The following is a 14,903-nucleotide window of genomic DNA, read 5'->3' on the forward strand; positions in this document are numbered from 1 at the left end:
CCCCTCAGCCGAAGAAGTTCCGTACGTGCTCCAGTCCGTCGACCAGAGCATCGATCTCGGCCGGCGTGGAGTACAGATAGAACGACGCTCGCGTGGTCGCGGGAATTCCGTACCGCAGGCAGACCGGCCGCGCGCAGTGGTGGCCGACCCGGACCGCGATGCCCTGCTCGTCGAGGACCTGGCCCACGTCGTGCGGGTGGATGTCGCCCAGCGTGAACGAGATCGCGGCGCCGCGGTCCTCGGCCGTGTCGGGGCCGATGATGCGCAGGTCCGGGACCTCGGTCAGCCGCTTGACCGCGTACTCGGTGAGCGCGTGCTCATGGGCGAGGATCCTGTCCATGCCGATCGCGCTCAGGTAGTCGATCGCGGCACCGAGACCGACCGCCTGGGCGACCGGCGGAGTGCCCGCCTCGAACTTGTGGGGCGCGGGGGCGTAGGTCGACGAGTGCATCGACACCGTCTCGATCATCTCGCCGCCGCCGAGGAACGGCGGGAGGTCCTCGAGCAGTTCCTGGCGGCCCCACAGGACGCCGATGCCGGTCGGGCCGCACATCTTGTGGCCGGTGAAGGCCACGAAGTCGGCCTGGAGGGCCTGCACGTCCACCGGCATGTGCGGGGCGGCCTGGGAGGCGTCGATGCACACCAGTGCGCCGACCTCCTGGGCGCGGCGCACGATCGCCTCGACCGGGTTGATGGTGCCCAGGATGTTGGACACCAGCACGAAGGAGACGATCTTCGTCTTCTCGGTGATGACCTCGTCGATGTTGGACAGGTCGAGGCGGCCGTCGTCGGTGAGGCCGAACCACTTCAGCTTCGCGCCGGTGCGCTGCGCGAGCAGCTGCCACGGCACGATGTTGGAGTGGTGCTCCATCTCCGTGATGACGATCTCGGTCTCGTGGTCCACCCGGTAGGGCTCGTCGGCCCAGCCCAGCATGTTCGCCACGAGGTTGAGCGACTCCGAGGCGTTCTTGGTGAAGATCACCTCGTTGCGGGAGGGCGCGTTGATGAACTCCGCGACCTTGTCGCGCGCGCCCTCGTACAGTGCCGTGGCCTCCTCGGCGAGCACATGCACACCGCGGTGGACGTTGGCGTTGTAGCGCTCGTAGTACTCACTGAGTGCGTCCAGTACCTGACGCGGCTTCTGGCTGGTCGCCGCGTTGTCCAGGTAGACGAGCTTGCGGCCGTCGTGGACCTCGCGGTCCAGGATGGGGAAGTCGCCTCGGATGGCCTCGTCAAGGAGCCTGGGCTCGGTGAGGAGGCCCGGCAGCTGTGTCACGCTGATGTCCCACCCTTCGCGTATGCCTCGTAGCCCTCGTTCTCCAGCTTGTCCGCGAGCTCGGCGCCGCCGGACTCGGCGATCCGCCCGTCGGCGAACACGTGGACGTAGTCGGGCTTGATGTAGCGCAGGATGCGCGTGTAGTGCGTGATCAGCAGGGTGCCGACCTCGCCGGACTCGCGGACGCGGTTGACGCCCTCGGAGACGACGCGCAGGGCGTCGACGTCCAGGCCGGAGTCGGTCTCGTCGAGGATGGCGACCTTCGGCTTGAGCAGCTCCAGCTGGAGGATCTCGTGGCGCTTCTTCTCACCGCCGGAGAAGCCCTCGTTGACGTTGCGCTCGGCGAAGGCGGGGTCCATGTGGAGGCGCTCCATGGTCTCCTTGACCTCCTTCACCCAGTGGCGCAGCTTGGGGGCCTCACCGCGGATGGCGGTGGCGGAGGTGCGCAGGAAGTTGGAGACGGAGACGCCGGGGACCTCGACCGGGTACTGCATGGCGAGGAACAGGCCGGCGCGGGCGCGCTCGTCGACGGACATCTCCAGGACGTCCTCGCCGTCGAGGGTGACGGTGCCGCCGGACACGGTGTACTTGGGGTGACCGGCCAGGGCGTAGGCGAGGGTCGACTTGCCGGAGCCGTTGGGGCCCATGATGGCGTGCGTCTCGCCCTGCTTCACGGTGAGGTCGACGCCCTTGAGGATCTCCTTCGTGGCGTTGTCGGCCTCGACGGTGACGTGCAGGTCTCGGATTTCAAGCGTTGCCATGGGTGCCTCAGGACTCCTGGGAGAGGGAGACGAGCACGTCGTCCCCTTCGATCTTTACGGGGTATACGGGAACGGGGCGCGTGGCCGGAAGACTGTCGGGCTTGCCCGAGCGGAGGTCGAAGCGCGAGCCGTGCAGCCAGCACTCGATGTGGCAGTCGTCGACCTCGCCCTCCGAGAGGGAGACGTTCGCGTGCGAACAGATGTCGTTGATCGCGAACACCTCGCCCCCGGTGTGTACGAGGGAGACCGGCGTGCCGTCGAGTTCCACCCTCTTGGGGGTGTCCTCCTCCAGCTCGCTCAGCCCGCAGACGCGTTGGAAGGTCATCCGACCGACGCCTCCAGCTCCTCCTCGATCTTGGCGATCAGGCGCTCCTCGATGTCCGGGACGCCGATCTGCTGGACCAGTTCGGCGAAGAAGCCGCGGACCACCAGGCGGCGGGCGTCCTGCTCGGGGATGCCGCGGGCCATCAGGTAGAAGAGCTGCTCGTCGTCGAAGCGGCCGGTCGCGGAGGCGTGGCCGGCGCCGACGATCTCGCCGGTCTCGATCTCCAGGTTGGGCACGGAGTCGACGCGGGCGCCGTCGGTGAGGACGAGGTTGCGGTTCATCTCGTAGGTGTCGGTGCCCTCGGCCCTGGCCTGGATCAGCACGTCGCCGATCCACACGGCGTGCGCGCCGTCGCCCTGGAGCGCGCCCTTGTAGACGGCGTTGGACTTGCAGTGCGGGACGTTGTGGTCGACCAGGAGGCGGTGCTCCTGGTGCTGGCCGGCGTCGGTGAAGTACAGGCCGAACAGCTCGGCCTCGCCGCCGGTGCCCGCGTAGGCCACCCGGGGGTGCAGCCGGACCAGATCGCCGCCGAAGGTGACGACGACCGACTTGAAGGAGGCGTCGCGGCCGACGAGGGCGTTGTGCTGGGCGACGTGCACGGCCTTGTCGTCCCAGTCCTGGACGGAGACGACGGTGAGCTTGGCGCCGTCGCCGAGGACGTACTCGACGTTGGCGGCGAGCACCACGTCACCGGTGTGGTCGATGACGACGACCGCCTCGGCGAAGGCACCGAGCTCGATCACCTGGTGGCCGTAGGCGGTGCCGCCCTCGCCGTGCACCGCGATGCGGATCGGCTCGGTGAGCACGGTCTCCTTCGGCACGGTCACGACCGAGGCCTGCTCGAAGGCGCTGTACGCCTGGGCGGCGACGCGGTCCACCGGCTTGCCGGCCCGGCCGAGCCGGGCGTCGTCGCGGCCGACCACCTCGACGCGGACGCCCTCGGGCGCCTCGACGGCGATCTTGACGCCTTCGGCGGTGGCGACGGCGGTGCCGTCGTGCAGACCGCGCAGGCGCTCCAGCGGGGTGAACCGCCATTCCTCCTCGCGGCCGTGCGGGACCGGGAAGTCCGCCACGTCGAAGGACGGGGGCGCGCTCATACGGGTGGCGACGGTCGACTCGGCGGCCACCGCGATCGAGCCGGCGGTGGTGGAGCCCACCGGGAGATTCTGGGCCTCAGCCATGGCTGTCGTAGTGCTCTCTTTCTGAGGGGGACGTGTGCTGTCCGACGGGGCGGGTCGGGTCGGCCGGCCGACAGGGTCGGGTCGGCCGGCCGGTGGGGGCGGGGCGGCGGGTCAGCCGACCGCGCCCTCCATCTGCAGCTCGATCAGCCGGTTGAGCTCCAGCGCGTACTCCATCGGCAGTTCCTTGGCGATCGGCTCGACGAAGCCGCGGACGATCATCGCCATCGCCTCGAACTCGGACAGACCGCGGCTCATCAGGTAGAAGAGCTGGTCCTCGGAGACCTTGGAGACGGTCGCCTCGTGGCCCATGGAGACGTCGTCCTCGCGGACGTCGACGTAGGGGTAGGTGTCCGAGCGGGAGATGGTGTCCACGAGCAGCGCGTCGCACAGCACGTTGGACTTGGCGCCGGGGGCGCCCTCACCGATCTCGATCAGACCGCGGTAGGAGGTGCGGCCGCCGCCGCGCGCCACCGACTTGGAGACGATGTTCGACGAGGTGTTCGGGGCCATGTGGACCATCTTGGCGCCGGCGTCCTGGTGCTGGCCCTCGCCGGCGAAGGCGATGGACAGGGTCTCGCCCTTGGCGTGCTCGCCCATGAGGTAGACGGCCGGGTACTTCATCGTCACCTTGGAGCCGATGTTGCCGTCGACCCACTCCATGGTCGCGCCCTCGTAGGCCACGGCACGCTTGGTGACCAGGTTGTAGACGTTGTTCGACCAGTTCTGGATGGTCGTGTAGCGGCAGCGGCCGCCCTTCTTGACGATGATCTCGACGACGGCGCTGTGCAGCGAGTCCGAGGTGTAGATCGGGGCGGTGCAGCCCTCGACGTAGTGGACGTAGGCGTCCTCGTCGACGATGATCAGCGTCCGCTCGAACTGGCCCATGTTCTCGGTGTTGATCCGGAAGTAGGCCTGGAGCGGAATGTCCACGTGGACACCCTTGGGGACGTAGATGAACGACCCGCCGGACCACACGGCCGAGTTCAGCGACGCGAACTTGTTGTCGCCGACCGGGATGATGGTGCCGAAGTACTCCTGGAAGAGTTCCGGGTGCTCCTTCAGCGCGGTGTCCGTGTCGAGGAAGATGACGCCCTGCTCCTCCAGGTCCTCGCGGATCTGGTGGTAGACGACCTCGGACTCGTACTGCGCGGCGACACCGGCGACCAGGCGCTGCTTCTCCGCCTCGGGGATGCCGAGCCGGTCGTAGGTGTTCTTGATGTCCTCGGGCAGGTCCTCCCAGGAGGCGGCCTGCTTCTCGGTGGAGCGCACGAAGTACTTGATGTTGTCGAAGTCGATGCCCGACAGGTCCGAGCCCCAGTTGGGCATGGGCTTCTTGTCGAACAGGCGCAGGCCCTTGAGCCGCAGCTTCAGCATCCACTCCGGCTCGTTCTTCTTCGCGGAGATGTCGCGGACGACGTCCTCGCTCAGACCGCGCTTGGCCGTGGCGCCTGCCGTGTCGGAGTCGGCCCAGCCGAATTCGTACGTGCCCAGACCCTCGAGTTCGGGGTGGGCAGTCTCCGTGGGGAGCGTCATGCGGGGTTCCTCCCGGCCGTGCTGGCGGATGCGATTGCGTTGTGGATGCGGGGCGAAGGCTTCTCGGACTTCGTCCCGGACGTTCTCTGGGGTGTCGAAGGCTCCGGTGGTTTCGGGGGCTTCGGGGGCGGTGAGGCCCCCGCGGCCCTCGAAACCGTCGAGGACTTCGGGATGAAGGTGGTGCAGACACCGTCGCCGTGGGCGATGGTGGCCAGCCGCTGGACATGCGTACCGAGCAGCTCGGCGAAGAATTCCGTCTCCGCCTCGCAGAGCTGCGGAAACCGCTCGGCGGCGTGGGCGACCGGGCAGTGGTGCTGGCACAGCTGCTCGCCCTGCTGCGGGTGGGGGGCGCTGCGCGCGGTGGCAGCGTACCCGTCCGCGGTGAGCGCCCGGGCCAGGGCGTGGGCGCGCTCCTCGGGGGCCGCCGCCGCCACCGCCTCGCGGTACGAGCCGGCCTGGGCGGCGATCCGGGCGCGGGCGAACGCGGCGATCGCGTCGTCGCCCTCCCGCTCGCCGATCCACCGCAGGGCGTCCACGGCCAGTTCGTCGTACGACTGGTCGAAGGCGTCCCGCCCGCAGTCGGTGAGGGCGAAGACCTTGGCCGGGCGTCCGCGGGTGCGTGCACCGTAGACCCGCCGTTCGCGCGCCTCCACGATTCCGTCGGCGGCCAGGACGTCGAGGTGCCGGCGGACGGCCGCCTGGGTCAGGCCGAGCCGCTGGGCGAGTTCGGAGACGGTCGACGGGCCGTGGTCCAGGACGGAGCGCACGACCCGGTTGCGGGTGGACCGCTCACCGGTCGCGAGTTCCCCCTGGGGAGGCTCTGTCGATCGCGCACCGTTTTTCACAACACCATTGTTGCGTAATTCATCCGGCCCGGGCAAGTCGCGCATGATTCACCCCAGGGTGCGCTGCATCACTTAGGTAAACCTAAGATGACCTGCGGAAACGATCCTTGATCGATCAAATCGGTGGCATCCCCGGACCGCTCCAGGGACACTGCCGGACATGCCCGCACCCCCGCCGACCGGCCCTCTTGTCACCCGGGACACCCTCGCCACCGGTCTCACCCAGCTCGGCGTACGGCCCGGCGAGACCGTCCTCGTGCACTCCTCGCTCAGCTCCCTGGGCTGGGTCAACGGCGGCCCGGTCGCGGTCGTCGACGCGCTGCTCGACGTGCTGGGTCCGGACGGCACCCTGGTCGTCCCGGCCCAGTCCGGCGACCTCTCCGACCCGGCGCTGTGGAGCGATCCGCCGGTGCCGGAGACCTGGTGGGAGACCATCCGGGCCACCATGCCCGGCTACGACCCGGCGATCACCCCCACCCGCGGGGTGGGCATCGTCCCGGAGACGGTACGGACCTGGCCCGGCGCCCGGCGCAGCGCCCATCCGCAGACCTCGTTCGCCGCACTCGGCCGGCGCGCGGCGGAGGTCGTCGCGGTGCACGCGCGGGACTGCCGACTGGGCGAGGACAGTCCGCTGGCGGCCCTGGAGCGACTGGACGCGCGGGTGCTGCTGCTCGGCACCGGGTACGACACCTGCACCTGCTTCCACCTCGCCGAGTACCGGATACCGTCCCCGCTCGCCGCCGTGGGCCGCCCCGGCCCGGCGGGCTGGGAGACGCTGCCCGAGGTGTCGATCACCTCCGAGCGCTTCGACGAACTGGGCCACGACTTCGAACGGGACCGCCCCCTGGACCACCCCGTCCTCCGCGGCAGGGTCGGGGCGGCCGAGGCGCGGCTGTTCCCGCTGCCGGACGCGGTGGCCTACGCGCAGAAGTGGCTGGAAGTGCACCGGCCCCGTACGGAGGAGTTCTGAACCCGAACCCCGGCAGTTCCCAACCCCCCGGCCTGAGCCCCCCGGCGCCTCCCTAGACTCGTGACCCATGCGAAGCGAGCCCGTGGTCCAGGTGCAGGCCCTGGTGAAGCGGTACGGCACGAAGACCGCGGTGGACGGCCTCGACCTGGTGGCACGGCAGGGCGTGACGGCCGTGCTCGGACCCAACGGGGCGGGCAAGACGACCACGGTGGAGACCTGCGAGGGATACCGGCGCCCGGACTCCGGCACGGTGCGCGTCCTGGGCCTGGACCCGGTGCGCCAGTCGGCCGCGCTCAGACCCCGCGTCGGCGTGATGCTCCAGTCCGGCGGCGTCTACTCGGGCGCGCGGGCCGACGAGATGCTCCGGCACATGGCCAAGCTGCACGCGCACCCCCTGGACGTGGACGCGCTGATCGAGCGCCTCGGCCTCGGTTCCTGCGGCCGTACGACGTACCGGCGGCTCTCCGGCGGCCAGCAGCAGCGGCTCGCGCTGGCGATGGCCGTGGTCGGGCGCCCGGAACTGGTCTTCCTGGACGAGCCGACCGCCGGACTCGACCCGCAGGCCCGCCGCGCCACCTGGGACCTCGTACGGGATCTGCGCGCCGACGGGGTCTCCGTCATCCTCACCACGCACCACATGGACGAGGCCGAGCAGCTCGCCGACGACGTCGCGATCATCGACGCCGGCCGGGTGGTGGCCCAGGGCAGCCCCGAGGAGCTGTGCCGGGGCGGTGCCGAGAACACCCTGCGCTTCTCGGGCCGGCCGGGGCTGGACGTGGTCTCCCTGCTCAAGGCGTTGCCGTCCGACTCCCAGGCCGACGAACCGGCCCCGGGCTCGTACCGGGTGGTCGGCGAGGTGGACCCGCAACTGCTCGCCACGGTCACGTCCTGGTGCGCGCAGCACGGCGTCCTGCCGGACCGGATCTCGGTCGAACGGCACACCCTGGAGGACGTCTTCCTGGAACTGACGGGCAAGGAGCTGCGTTCATGATCCTGGTCCGCACGGAGACCGGCCGGGGGCCCGGGGGCCGCCCCCCGGGAAGACACAGCCTGGAACCGACCGGCAAGGAGCTGCGCTCGTGAATTCGGTGAATCCGGTGGACCCGGCACCCACCGGGACCAGTGAAACCGGCGGGGCCGGCACGGGCGCCTACGCGCCGAAGCCCGGCGCGGCGCCGCTCCCCCGCATGATCGCGGCGCAGGCGGTGCTCGAGACGAAGATGCTGCTGCGCAACGGCGAGCAGCTGCTGCTCACCGTGGTCATCCCCACGCTGCTGCTGGTGCTGTTCAGCACCGTGGACATCGTGGACACCGGCGCGGGCGAGGCCGTGGACTTCCTCGCCCCCGGGGTCCTCGCGCTGGCGGTGATGTCGACGGCGTTCACCGGGCAGGCCATCGCCACCGGTTTCGAGCGCCGGTACGGGGTGCTGAAGCGGCTGGCCTCGTCACCGCTGCCGCGCTGGGCGCTGATGACCGCGAAAACGCTGTCGGTGCTGGTCACCGAGGTGCTCCAGATCATTCTGCTGACGGTGATCGCGTTCGCGCTGGGCTGGTCGCCGCAGGGCAACCCGTTGGTGGTGCTCCTGCTGCTGGTGCTGGGCACGGCCGCCTTCTCGGGGCTCGGTCTGCTGATGGCGGGCACCCTGAAGGCCGAGGCGACACTCGCCGCCGCCAACCTGGTGTTCCTGCTGCTGCTCGTCGGCGGCGGGGTCGTGGTGCCACTGGACAACTTCCCGGACGCCGCGCAGAACGTCCTCGGGCTGCTGCCCGTCTCGGCGCTCTCGGAGGGACTGCGGGACGTGCTCCAGGACGGGGCGGGGCTGCCGTGGGGCCAGGTCGCGATCCTCGCCGTGTGGGCGGTCGCGGGGCTGGCGGCGGCCGGCAGGTTCTTCCGCTGGGAGTGAGCGGGCGGCGGAAACGGGACGGAACCGCCACAGGGCGGACCCTCGTGAAAGCATGCACAAGCGGCGCCCTACGATGGGTCGTGTGCCAAACCTGACCCGCGCCGACGCCCAGGCGGCCCTGCGCAGCCCCCTCGCCTTCATCGCCGCACGCTGGACCCCGGACCCCCGGACGGTCCGGCGGGCGGTCCTCGCCGCGCTCGTCATGTCGGTGGTCATCGTGGTCACCGGCGGTGCGGTGCGGCTGACCGGCTCCGGTCTGGGCTGCCCGACCTGGCCCAAATGCACCGATGACTCCCTCACCTCCACCCGCGAGATGGGGGTGCACGGTGTCATCGAGTTCGGCAACCGGCTGCTGACGTACGTGCTGTGTGCCGCCGTCGGCTGGGCGATCGTCGCCGTGCGCTCCGAGAAGCCGTTCCGGCGCAGCCTGACGCGGCTGGGCTGGGCGCAGTTCTGGATCGTGATGGGCAATGCGATCCTCGGCGGCATCGTGGTCCTGGTCGGCCTGAACCCGTACACGGTCGCGGCGCACTTCCTGCTCTCCTCCGCGCTGATCGCGGTCGCCGCCGTGATGTGGCAGCGCGTCCGCGAGGGCGACGGGGAACCCCGGCCGCTGGTCGGCAAGCCGGTACGGCAGCTGGTGTGGTTCCTGGTGATCGCCTCCGTGCTGCTGATCGCGATCGGCACGGTGGTGACCGGCGCGGGGCCGCACGCGGGCGACTCCAGCGAGGTCGCGCGGATGCCGGTGGACTCGGCGATGGTCAGCAAGCTGCACGCCGTGCTGGCGTGGGTGGTGGCGACGCTGACGTTCGCCCTGTGGTTCGTCCTCAAGGCGGTCGACGCCCCCGAGGGCCCGCTGCACCGCACCCGGGAGCTGTTCCTGATCATCCTCGCGCAGGGCGTGATCGGCTACGTCCAGTACTTCACGGACCTGCCCGAGGTCCTGGTGGGCGCCCACATGTTCGGCTCCTGCGTGATGTGGATCTGGGTGGTACGGGTCCTGCTGTCGCTGCGCGAGCGGCCGGACACGCCGGTGGCCGGTCCGCCGGTGTCACCCGCTCGGTCGTCCGACGCCACGAGCGCGTCGATCGCCGGTCCCAGGTAGTCCCGGGTCAGCCGCGCCCGGCGCAGAACCCATTCCTCGTCGGGCGGCGCGGGGTCCTCGTAACGCCGCCTCCGGACGTCCTCGACGACCTCGCCGGGGGCGCCGAGGGCGGTCAGTACCTCCAGGGCCTCCCCCTTGGAGACCAGTCGGCCCTCCCGCAGTGTGACCGTGGCACGGGCGAAGGTCAGCAGGCCCAGGTCGACCCACACGTCCTGCGTCCAGTGGACGGCCCGGTCCACCTCCCGCCGCCAGAAGTCGCGCTGGTCGCGCACCACGAACGCGGCGAGGTCGCCGTCCGGCACCGGCGGCAGCACGGCCGCGGGCGGCGCACCGTGCAGGACCCGGCCGAAGCGGTGCAGCTCGGCCCGGGTGACCGGAGTGACCGTTCGCCCGAAGAGCTGCTCGTGCGCCCAGGTCAGGTGGCGCCGCTCGGCGTCTCCGGCCGTGTCCGGTGTCAGATAGGTGCAGTGCAGCCGGTCGGCGAGTGGCTCGTTCCGCAGGCGGGCGTGCAGCAGCGCCACCCGCCACACCGTCCGGGCCGTGACCGGGTGGTCCAGGACCGTGATGAGGTCCAGGTCGCTGCGACCCTCCCGGTAGTCGCCGCCGGCCAGGGAGCCGTGCGCCCAGACGGCGACCGGGGCGAGCGGCGCGAGGCCGGTGAGGAAGCGGTCGAGCAGGGCGTCGGTGGTCATCCACCCAGTCTTCACGCCCGCTCCGGCCCGCACACCCCCCGCGCTCTCGCCTCGCTTCAGCCCGTACGCCCTGCCCGCGTTCCCCGAGGTAACCGTTCCAGCCACCCGCTGCGCGTCGACGAGCGTGCCCCGCTGAGAGCGGGCGTGCGCCCGCGGCGTGTGGTTCGGGCAGCCCTTGGGCGGCGCTGGAGAAGAGGGCCTTGCCGGAGGGGGCGAGTTCCGGGACCTCGGCGAGGACGGGCGCCGCGCCGACGCCGGTGCGGGTGAGGGCGGCACCGGAGTCGACGCGCCCATGCGGGCGGAGGCCCGCCGGACAGGCGTCATACCGGCGGACCGGGCAGCCGTGGGGCAAGGACGAGGGCGGCGCCGCCCGGCGTTCCCGGCCTTCGGCCGGCGCCGGCCGAAGGCCGTGGTTCAGCCGTTGGCCGGGCCGCCGATCTGGAGGCCCGCCATACGGGTCCATTCGTACCGGCCGGTCCTGACCTTGGCCGCGAACTCGCCGTCGAAGTCGTCGTGGAGGGTGATGCCCGCCCGCTCGGCCGCCTTCCGGGCGATGGGGTAGGAGTGGGCGACCAGGTTGCCCCAGTCACCGTCCTCACCGACGAGCACGATCCGGGCTCCGCGCTGTCCGAGGTAGGCGATCTGCCCTTCGGCTCCGCCGTGGGCGGTGGCGAAGCCGCTGATCTGCTTGGCGAGCTTGGCCGCCTTACGGTCGGCCTTGCGCTCGGTCTTCTGTTCGGCCCGCTGCTCGGAGGTCTGCTCGGCCTTCGGGTCCGACTGCTGCGTGTCTGCCATGACCAGGATGCTACCGACGGGTAGATCGAACGGCGACGGGCGGGGTCCGTGGCTTTGGCCACGGACCCCGCCCGGGGGACGCGTCGGAAGGGCCTACCGCAGGAAGGGATCCACGGCGACGGCCACGAAGAGCAGCGACACATAGGTGATGGACCAGTGGAACAGCCGCATCTCCTTGAGCTTGCCGCCGGTCACCTCGGACTTGGCCCGGTTGAGGAGCGCGTGCGCCTCCCAGAGCCACCAGCCGCCCGCGGCCAGCGCGACCGCGGTGTAGAACCAGCCGGTGTAGCCGAGCGGGGTGAGCAGCAGCGACACCGCGACCATGACCCAGCTGTAGAGCACGATCTGCTTGGCGACCGCCTTGTTGCCGGCGACCACCGGGAGCATCGGCACGCCCACGCGCGCGTAGTCCTCCTTCACCTTCATGGACAGCGGCCAGTAGTGCGGCGGCGTCCAGAAGAAGATGACGAGGAAGAGGACGACCGGCGCCCAGGACATCGAGTCGGTGACCGCGGACCAGCCGATCAGCACCGGCATGCAGCCGGCGATGCCGCCCCACACGATGTTCTGCGACGTACGCCGTTTGAGGATCATCGTGTAGACGACGACGTAGAAGAGGAGCGCGCCGAGGGAGAGCCAGGCGGACAGCCAGTTGACGGCGAGGCCGAACAGGAGGGTCGAGACGACCGCCAGGCCGATGCCGAAGGCCAGGCACTCGCGCGGGCTGACCATGCCGGTGACCAGGGGGCGCTGCGAGGTGCGGTCCATCAGGGCGTCGATGTCGCGGTCGAGGTACATGTTGAGCGCGTTGGCACCGCCCGCCGACAGGTAGCCGCCGAGGCAGGTCAGCAGCACCAGTCGCAGGTCGGGCACCCCCTGTTCCGCCAGGAACATCACCGGAACGGTGGTGATGAGCAGCAGCTCGATGATCCGCGGCTTGGTCAGCGCCACGAACGCCTTGACACGGGCCCCGATCGGCCGGTGACTCGGGCTCTGGCTCGTCCCGATAACCCCCGCAGGACGGGATTCAACGGCCGTCACTCGCACCCCTGACAGAGACATCCCAGCGAGCCTTCCCGTATGAAGTGGCGGTAAAGGTTCGCGCGTACCACGCCACCTTAGACGTTGCCCAGACCCGGACATTCGCGGGGGTCGGGTCGTGTTGAACATGATCGCTCATGGGACGGATCCGGGCTCGATTGAGCATCCGGATGAGCGGCTCCGTATTCATCTGCCGAACGCGGATACTTCCCAGTCAGAAGGCGGATTGCCGGGAGTCCCCGCAGTCCGGGAGGACTCGGAGGAAGCACGTCCTGCGGGGGTAGGCTCGACCTCGCCGGTATGTAATCGTCCGGCATCCGAAAACATTGTGGAGAGGAGCCCTGACTCAGGGTGAGCACCAAGCCGACCACCACAGACCTCGAGTGGACCGATCTGGACCAGCGGGCCGTGGACACCGCCCGCGTCCTGGCCGCCGATGCCGTACAGAAGGTCGGCAACGGCCATCCCGGTACGGCGATGAGCCTGGCGCCCGCCGCGTACACCCTCTTCCAGAAGGTGATGCGGCACGACCCCTCGGACGCCGACTGGACCGGGCGGGACCGTTTCGTCCTGTCCGCGGGCCATTCGTCCCTGACTCTCTACACCCAGCTGTACCTGGCCGGTTTCGGTCTGGAGCTGGACGATCTGAAGGCGTTCCGCACCTGGGGTTCGAAGACGCCGGGCCACCCGGAGTACGGGCACACCACGGGCGTGGAGACGACGACCGGGCCGCTGGGCCAGGGCGTCGCCAACGCGGTCGGCATGGCGATGGCCGCCCGCTACGAGCGCGGTCTGTTCGATCCGGAGGCCGCCCCGGGCGAGTCCCCGTTCGACCACTTCGTCTACTGCATCGCCGGTGACGGCTGTCTGCAGGAGGGCATCTCCGCCGAGGCGTCCTCGATGGCCGGCCACCAGAAGCTCGGCAACCTGGTCCTGCTGTGGGACGACAACCACATCTCGATCGAGGGCGACACCGAGACGGCCGTCTCCGAGGACGTCGTCAAGCGGTACGAGGCCTACGGCTGGCACGTGCAGCGGGTGGCACCGAAGCCGGACGGCGACCTGGACCCGAACGCGATCTACGACGCGGTCCAGGAGGCGAAGAAGGTCACCGACCGGCCGTCGTTCATCGCGATGCGCTCGATCATCGCCTGGCCGGCCCCGAACGCGCAGAACACCGAGGCCTCCCACGGCTCGGCGCTCGGCGACGAGGAGGTGGCCGCCACCAAGCGGGTGCTGGGCTTCGACCCGGAGCAGACCTTCGAGGTGACCGACGAGGTCCTCGGCCACGCCCGTGGGGCGCTGGAGCGCGGCAGGCGGGCGCGGGCCGAGTGGGAGAAGTCGTTCCAGGAGTGGCGCGGCGCCAACCCTGAGCGCGCGGCCGAGTTCGACCGGGTCGCGGCCGGTGAGCTGCCCAAGGGCTGGGAGGACACGCTTCCGGTCTTCGAGCCGGGCAAGACGCTCGCCACGCGTGCCGCGTCCGGCAAGGTGCTCCAGGCGCTCGGCGCGATCGTCCCGGAGCTGTGGGGCGGCTCGGCCGACCTGGCGGGCTCCAACAACACGACGATCGACAAGACGTCGTCGTTCCTCCCGGCGGACAACCCGCTGCCCGAGGCGGACCCGTACGGCCGCACGATCCACTTCGGCATCCGCGAGCACTCCATGGCCGCGCAGATGAACGGCATCGCGCTGCACGGCAACACCCGCATCTACGGCGGCACCTTCCTGGTGTTCTCCGACTACATGCGCAACGCGGTGCGGCTGTCCGCCCTGATGCACCTGCCGGTGACGTACGTGTGGACACACGACTCCATCGGTCTGGGCGAGGACGGCCCGACCCACCAGCCCGTGGAGCACCTGGCCTCGCTGCGCGCCATCCCCGGTCTGAACGTCGTCCGCCCCGCGGACGCCAACGAGACCGCGATCGCCTGGCGCGAGATCCTCAAGCGCTGGACCAAGGAGTTCGGCAAGGGCGCCCCGCACGGCCTGGCCCTCACCCGCCAGGGTGTGCCGGTCTACGAGCCGAACGAGGACGCCGCGCGCGGCGGGTACGTGCTGTTCGAGGCCGACGGCGGCGCTCCGCAGGTCGTCCTGATCGCCACCGGTTCCGAGGTGCACGTCGCCGTCGGGGCGCGCGAGCGGCTGCAGGCCGCCGGTGTGCCGACGCGTGTGGTGTCCATGCCGTCGGTGGAGTGGTTCGAGGAGCAGGACCAGGGGTACCGGGACAGCGTTCTGCCGCCGGCCGTGAAGGCGCGCGTCGCCGTCGAGGCGGGCATCGGCCTCACCTGGCACAAGTACGTGGGGGACACCGGACGCATCGTGTCCCTGGAGCACTTCGGTGCGTCCGCCGACGGCAAGGTGCTGTTCGAGGAGTACGGCTTCACCGCCGAGAACGTGGCGGCCGTCGCCCGCGAGGCGCTCGACGTGAGCACCGGTACCGCCACAGCCCAGGGCTGACGCCCGCATACCAAACGT

At 70.5% G+C, this 14,903-nt stretch carries 13 protein-coding genes and 1 pseudogene; 5 read left to right on the plus strand and 9 right to left on the minus strand.

Translation table 11 applies throughout. The annotated features are described in order from the left end of the window. Positions 1-4: 4 nt before the first annotated feature. The 6 genes from V4Y04_RS07780 to V4Y04_RS07805 all read right to left on the minus strand — a co-directional run bounded on the left by V4Y04_RS07780 (position 5) and on the right by V4Y04_RS07805 (position 5,966). On the minus strand, positions 5-1,276 hold the full coding sequence (locus V4Y04_RS07780) for a cysteine desulfurase (RefSeq protein WP_332426578.1): 1,272 nt from the start codon (positions 1,274-1,276) through the stop codon (positions 5-7). Further along, a complete protein-coding gene (gene sufC, locus V4Y04_RS07785; RefSeq protein ID WP_332426579.1) occupies positions 1,273-2,037 on the minus strand; it encodes a Fe-S cluster assembly ATPase SufC in 765 nt (254 codons plus the stop codon). Before sufC ends, V4Y04_RS07780 begins: the two co-directional genes overlap by 4 nt. A gap of 7 nt (positions 2,038-2,044) precedes the next feature. Next, positions 2,045-2,362 (minus strand): non-heme iron oxygenase ferredoxin subunit, encoded by a 318-nt coding sequence (locus V4Y04_RS07790; protein WP_332426580.1) that lies wholly within the window; start codon positions 2,360-2,362, stop codon positions 2,045-2,047. Further along, the gene (gene sufD / locus V4Y04_RS07795) at positions 2,359-3,543 is read right to left on the minus strand and encodes a Fe-S cluster assembly protein SufD (protein ID WP_332426581.1); all 1,185 of its coding nucleotides are present in this window, start codon (positions 3,541-3,543) and stop codon (positions 2,359-2,361) included. Before sufD ends, V4Y04_RS07790 begins: the two co-directional genes overlap by 4 nt. Before the next feature lie 111 nt (positions 3,544-3,654). Next, positions 3,655-5,076, minus strand: a complete 1,422-nt coding sequence (gene sufB, locus V4Y04_RS07800; RefSeq protein ID WP_332426582.1) for a Fe-S cluster assembly protein SufB — start codon at positions 5,074-5,076, stop codon at positions 3,655-3,657. Beyond that, a complete protein-coding gene (locus V4Y04_RS07805; protein ID WP_332426584.1) occupies positions 5,073-5,966 on the minus strand; it encodes a helix-turn-helix transcriptional regulator in 894 nt (297 codons plus the stop codon). The genes sufB and V4Y04_RS07805 overlap by 4 nt, the downstream gene beginning before the upstream one ends. A gap of 115 nt (positions 5,967-6,081) precedes the next feature. On the opposite strand from V4Y04_RS07805, the gene V4Y04_RS07810 reads away from it, so the two are divergent. The 4 genes from V4Y04_RS07810 (at position 6,082) to V4Y04_RS07825 (ending at position 9,900) form a co-directional block, all read left to right on the plus strand. Next, positions 6,082-6,891 (plus strand): aminoglycoside N(3)-acetyltransferase, encoded by an 810-nt coding sequence (locus tag V4Y04_RS07810; protein ID WP_332426586.1) that lies wholly within the window; start codon positions 6,082-6,084, stop codon positions 6,889-6,891. A 67-nt stretch (positions 6,892-6,958) separates the two neighbouring features. Continuing rightward, on the plus strand, positions 6,959-7,882 hold the full coding sequence (locus tag V4Y04_RS07815; RefSeq protein WP_332426587.1) for an ABC transporter ATP-binding protein: 924 nt from the start codon (positions 6,959-6,961) through the stop codon (positions 7,880-7,882). A gap of 196 nt (positions 7,883-8,078) precedes the next feature. Then, positions 8,079-8,795, plus strand: coding sequence for an ABC transporter permease (locus V4Y04_RS07820; protein WP_332432750.1), 717 nt, complete (start codon positions 8,079-8,081; stop codon positions 8,793-8,795). A 52-nt stretch (positions 8,796-8,847) separates the two neighbouring features. Continuing rightward, the gene (locus V4Y04_RS07825; RefSeq protein WP_332426588.1) at positions 8,848-9,900 is read left to right on the plus strand and encodes a COX15/CtaA family protein; all 1,053 of its coding nucleotides are present in this window, start codon (positions 8,848-8,850) and stop codon (positions 9,898-9,900) included. Here V4Y04_RS07825 and V4Y04_RS07830 read toward each other — a convergent pair. The 3 genes and pseudogenes from V4Y04_RS07830 to V4Y04_RS07840 form a co-directional block, all read right to left on the minus strand. Beyond that, positions 9,864-10,592: pseudogene (locus tag V4Y04_RS07830) on the minus strand (nucleotidyltransferase domain-containing protein); the annotation flags it as partial. The gene V4Y04_RS07825 and the pseudogene V4Y04_RS07830 sit on opposite strands and share 37 nt — an antisense overlap. A gap of 414 nt (positions 10,593-11,006) precedes the next feature. Then, positions 11,007-11,387: a hypothetical protein gene (locus V4Y04_RS07835; RefSeq protein WP_332426589.1), complete on the minus strand. Its 381-nt coding sequence runs from the start codon at positions 11,385-11,387 to the stop codon at positions 11,007-11,009. Positions 11,388-11,480: 93 nt separating this feature from the next. Beyond that, a complete protein-coding gene (locus tag V4Y04_RS07840) occupies positions 11,481-12,449 on the minus strand; it encodes a heme o synthase (protein WP_443079974.1) in 969 nt (322 codons plus the stop codon). A gap of 330 nt (positions 12,450-12,779) precedes the next feature. Here V4Y04_RS07840 and tkt point away from each other — a divergent pair, with 330 nt between their 5' ends. Further along, a complete protein-coding gene (tkt, locus tag V4Y04_RS07845; RefSeq protein ID WP_332426590.1) occupies positions 12,780-14,885 on the plus strand; it encodes a transketolase in 2,106 nt (701 codons plus the stop codon). Positions 14,886-14,903 lie beyond the last annotated feature (18 nt).

This window comes from Streptomyces sp. P9-A2, assembly GCF_036634175.1.
GTDB classification, from domain to species: Bacteria; Actinomycetota; Actinomycetes; order Streptomycetales; family Streptomycetaceae; genus Streptomyces; species Streptomyces pratens.

Bases quoted from the DNA above. Each gene is read 5' to 3' on its own strand.
- sufC (WP_332426579.1), bottom strand. From the start codon at position 2,037: ATGGCAACGCTTGAAATCCGAGACCTGCACGTCACCGTCGAGGCCGAC.
- V4Y04_RS07790 (WP_332426580.1), bottom strand. From the start codon at position 2,362: ATGACCTTCCAACGCGTCTGCGGGCTGAGCGAGCTGGAGGAGGACACC.
- sufD (WP_332426581.1), bottom strand. From the start codon at position 3,543: ATGGCTGAGGCCCAGAATCTCCCGGTGGGCTCCACCACCGCCGGCTCG.
- sufB (WP_332426582.1), bottom strand. From the start codon at position 5,076: ATGACGCTCCCCACGGAGACTGCCCACCCCGAACTCGAGGGTCTGGGC.
- V4Y04_RS07805 (WP_332426584.1), bottom strand. From the start codon at position 5,966: ATGCGCGACTTGCCCGGGCCGGATGAATTACGCAACAATGGTGTTGTG.
- V4Y04_RS07810 (WP_332426586.1), top strand. From the start codon at position 6,082: ATGCCCGCACCCCCGCCGACCGGCCCTCTTGTCACCCGGGACACCCTC.
- V4Y04_RS07815 (WP_332426587.1), top strand. From the start codon at position 6,959: ATGCGAAGCGAGCCCGTGGTCCAGGTGCAGGCCCTGGTGAAGCGGTAC.
- V4Y04_RS07820 (WP_332432750.1), top strand. From the start codon at position 8,079: ATGATCGCGGCGCAGGCGGTGCTCGAGACGAAGATGCTGCTGCGCAAC.
- V4Y04_RS07825 (WP_332426588.1), top strand. From the start codon at position 8,848: ATGCACAAGCGGCGCCCTACGATGGGTCGTGTGCCAAACCTGACCCGC.
- V4Y04_RS07835 (WP_332426589.1), bottom strand. From the start codon at position 11,387: ATGGCAGACACGCAGCAGTCGGACCCGAAGGCCGAGCAGACCTCCGAG.
- V4Y04_RS07840 (WP_443079974.1), bottom strand. From the start codon at position 12,449: ATGTCTCTGTCAGGGGTGCGAGTGACGGCCGTTGAATCCCGTCCTGCG.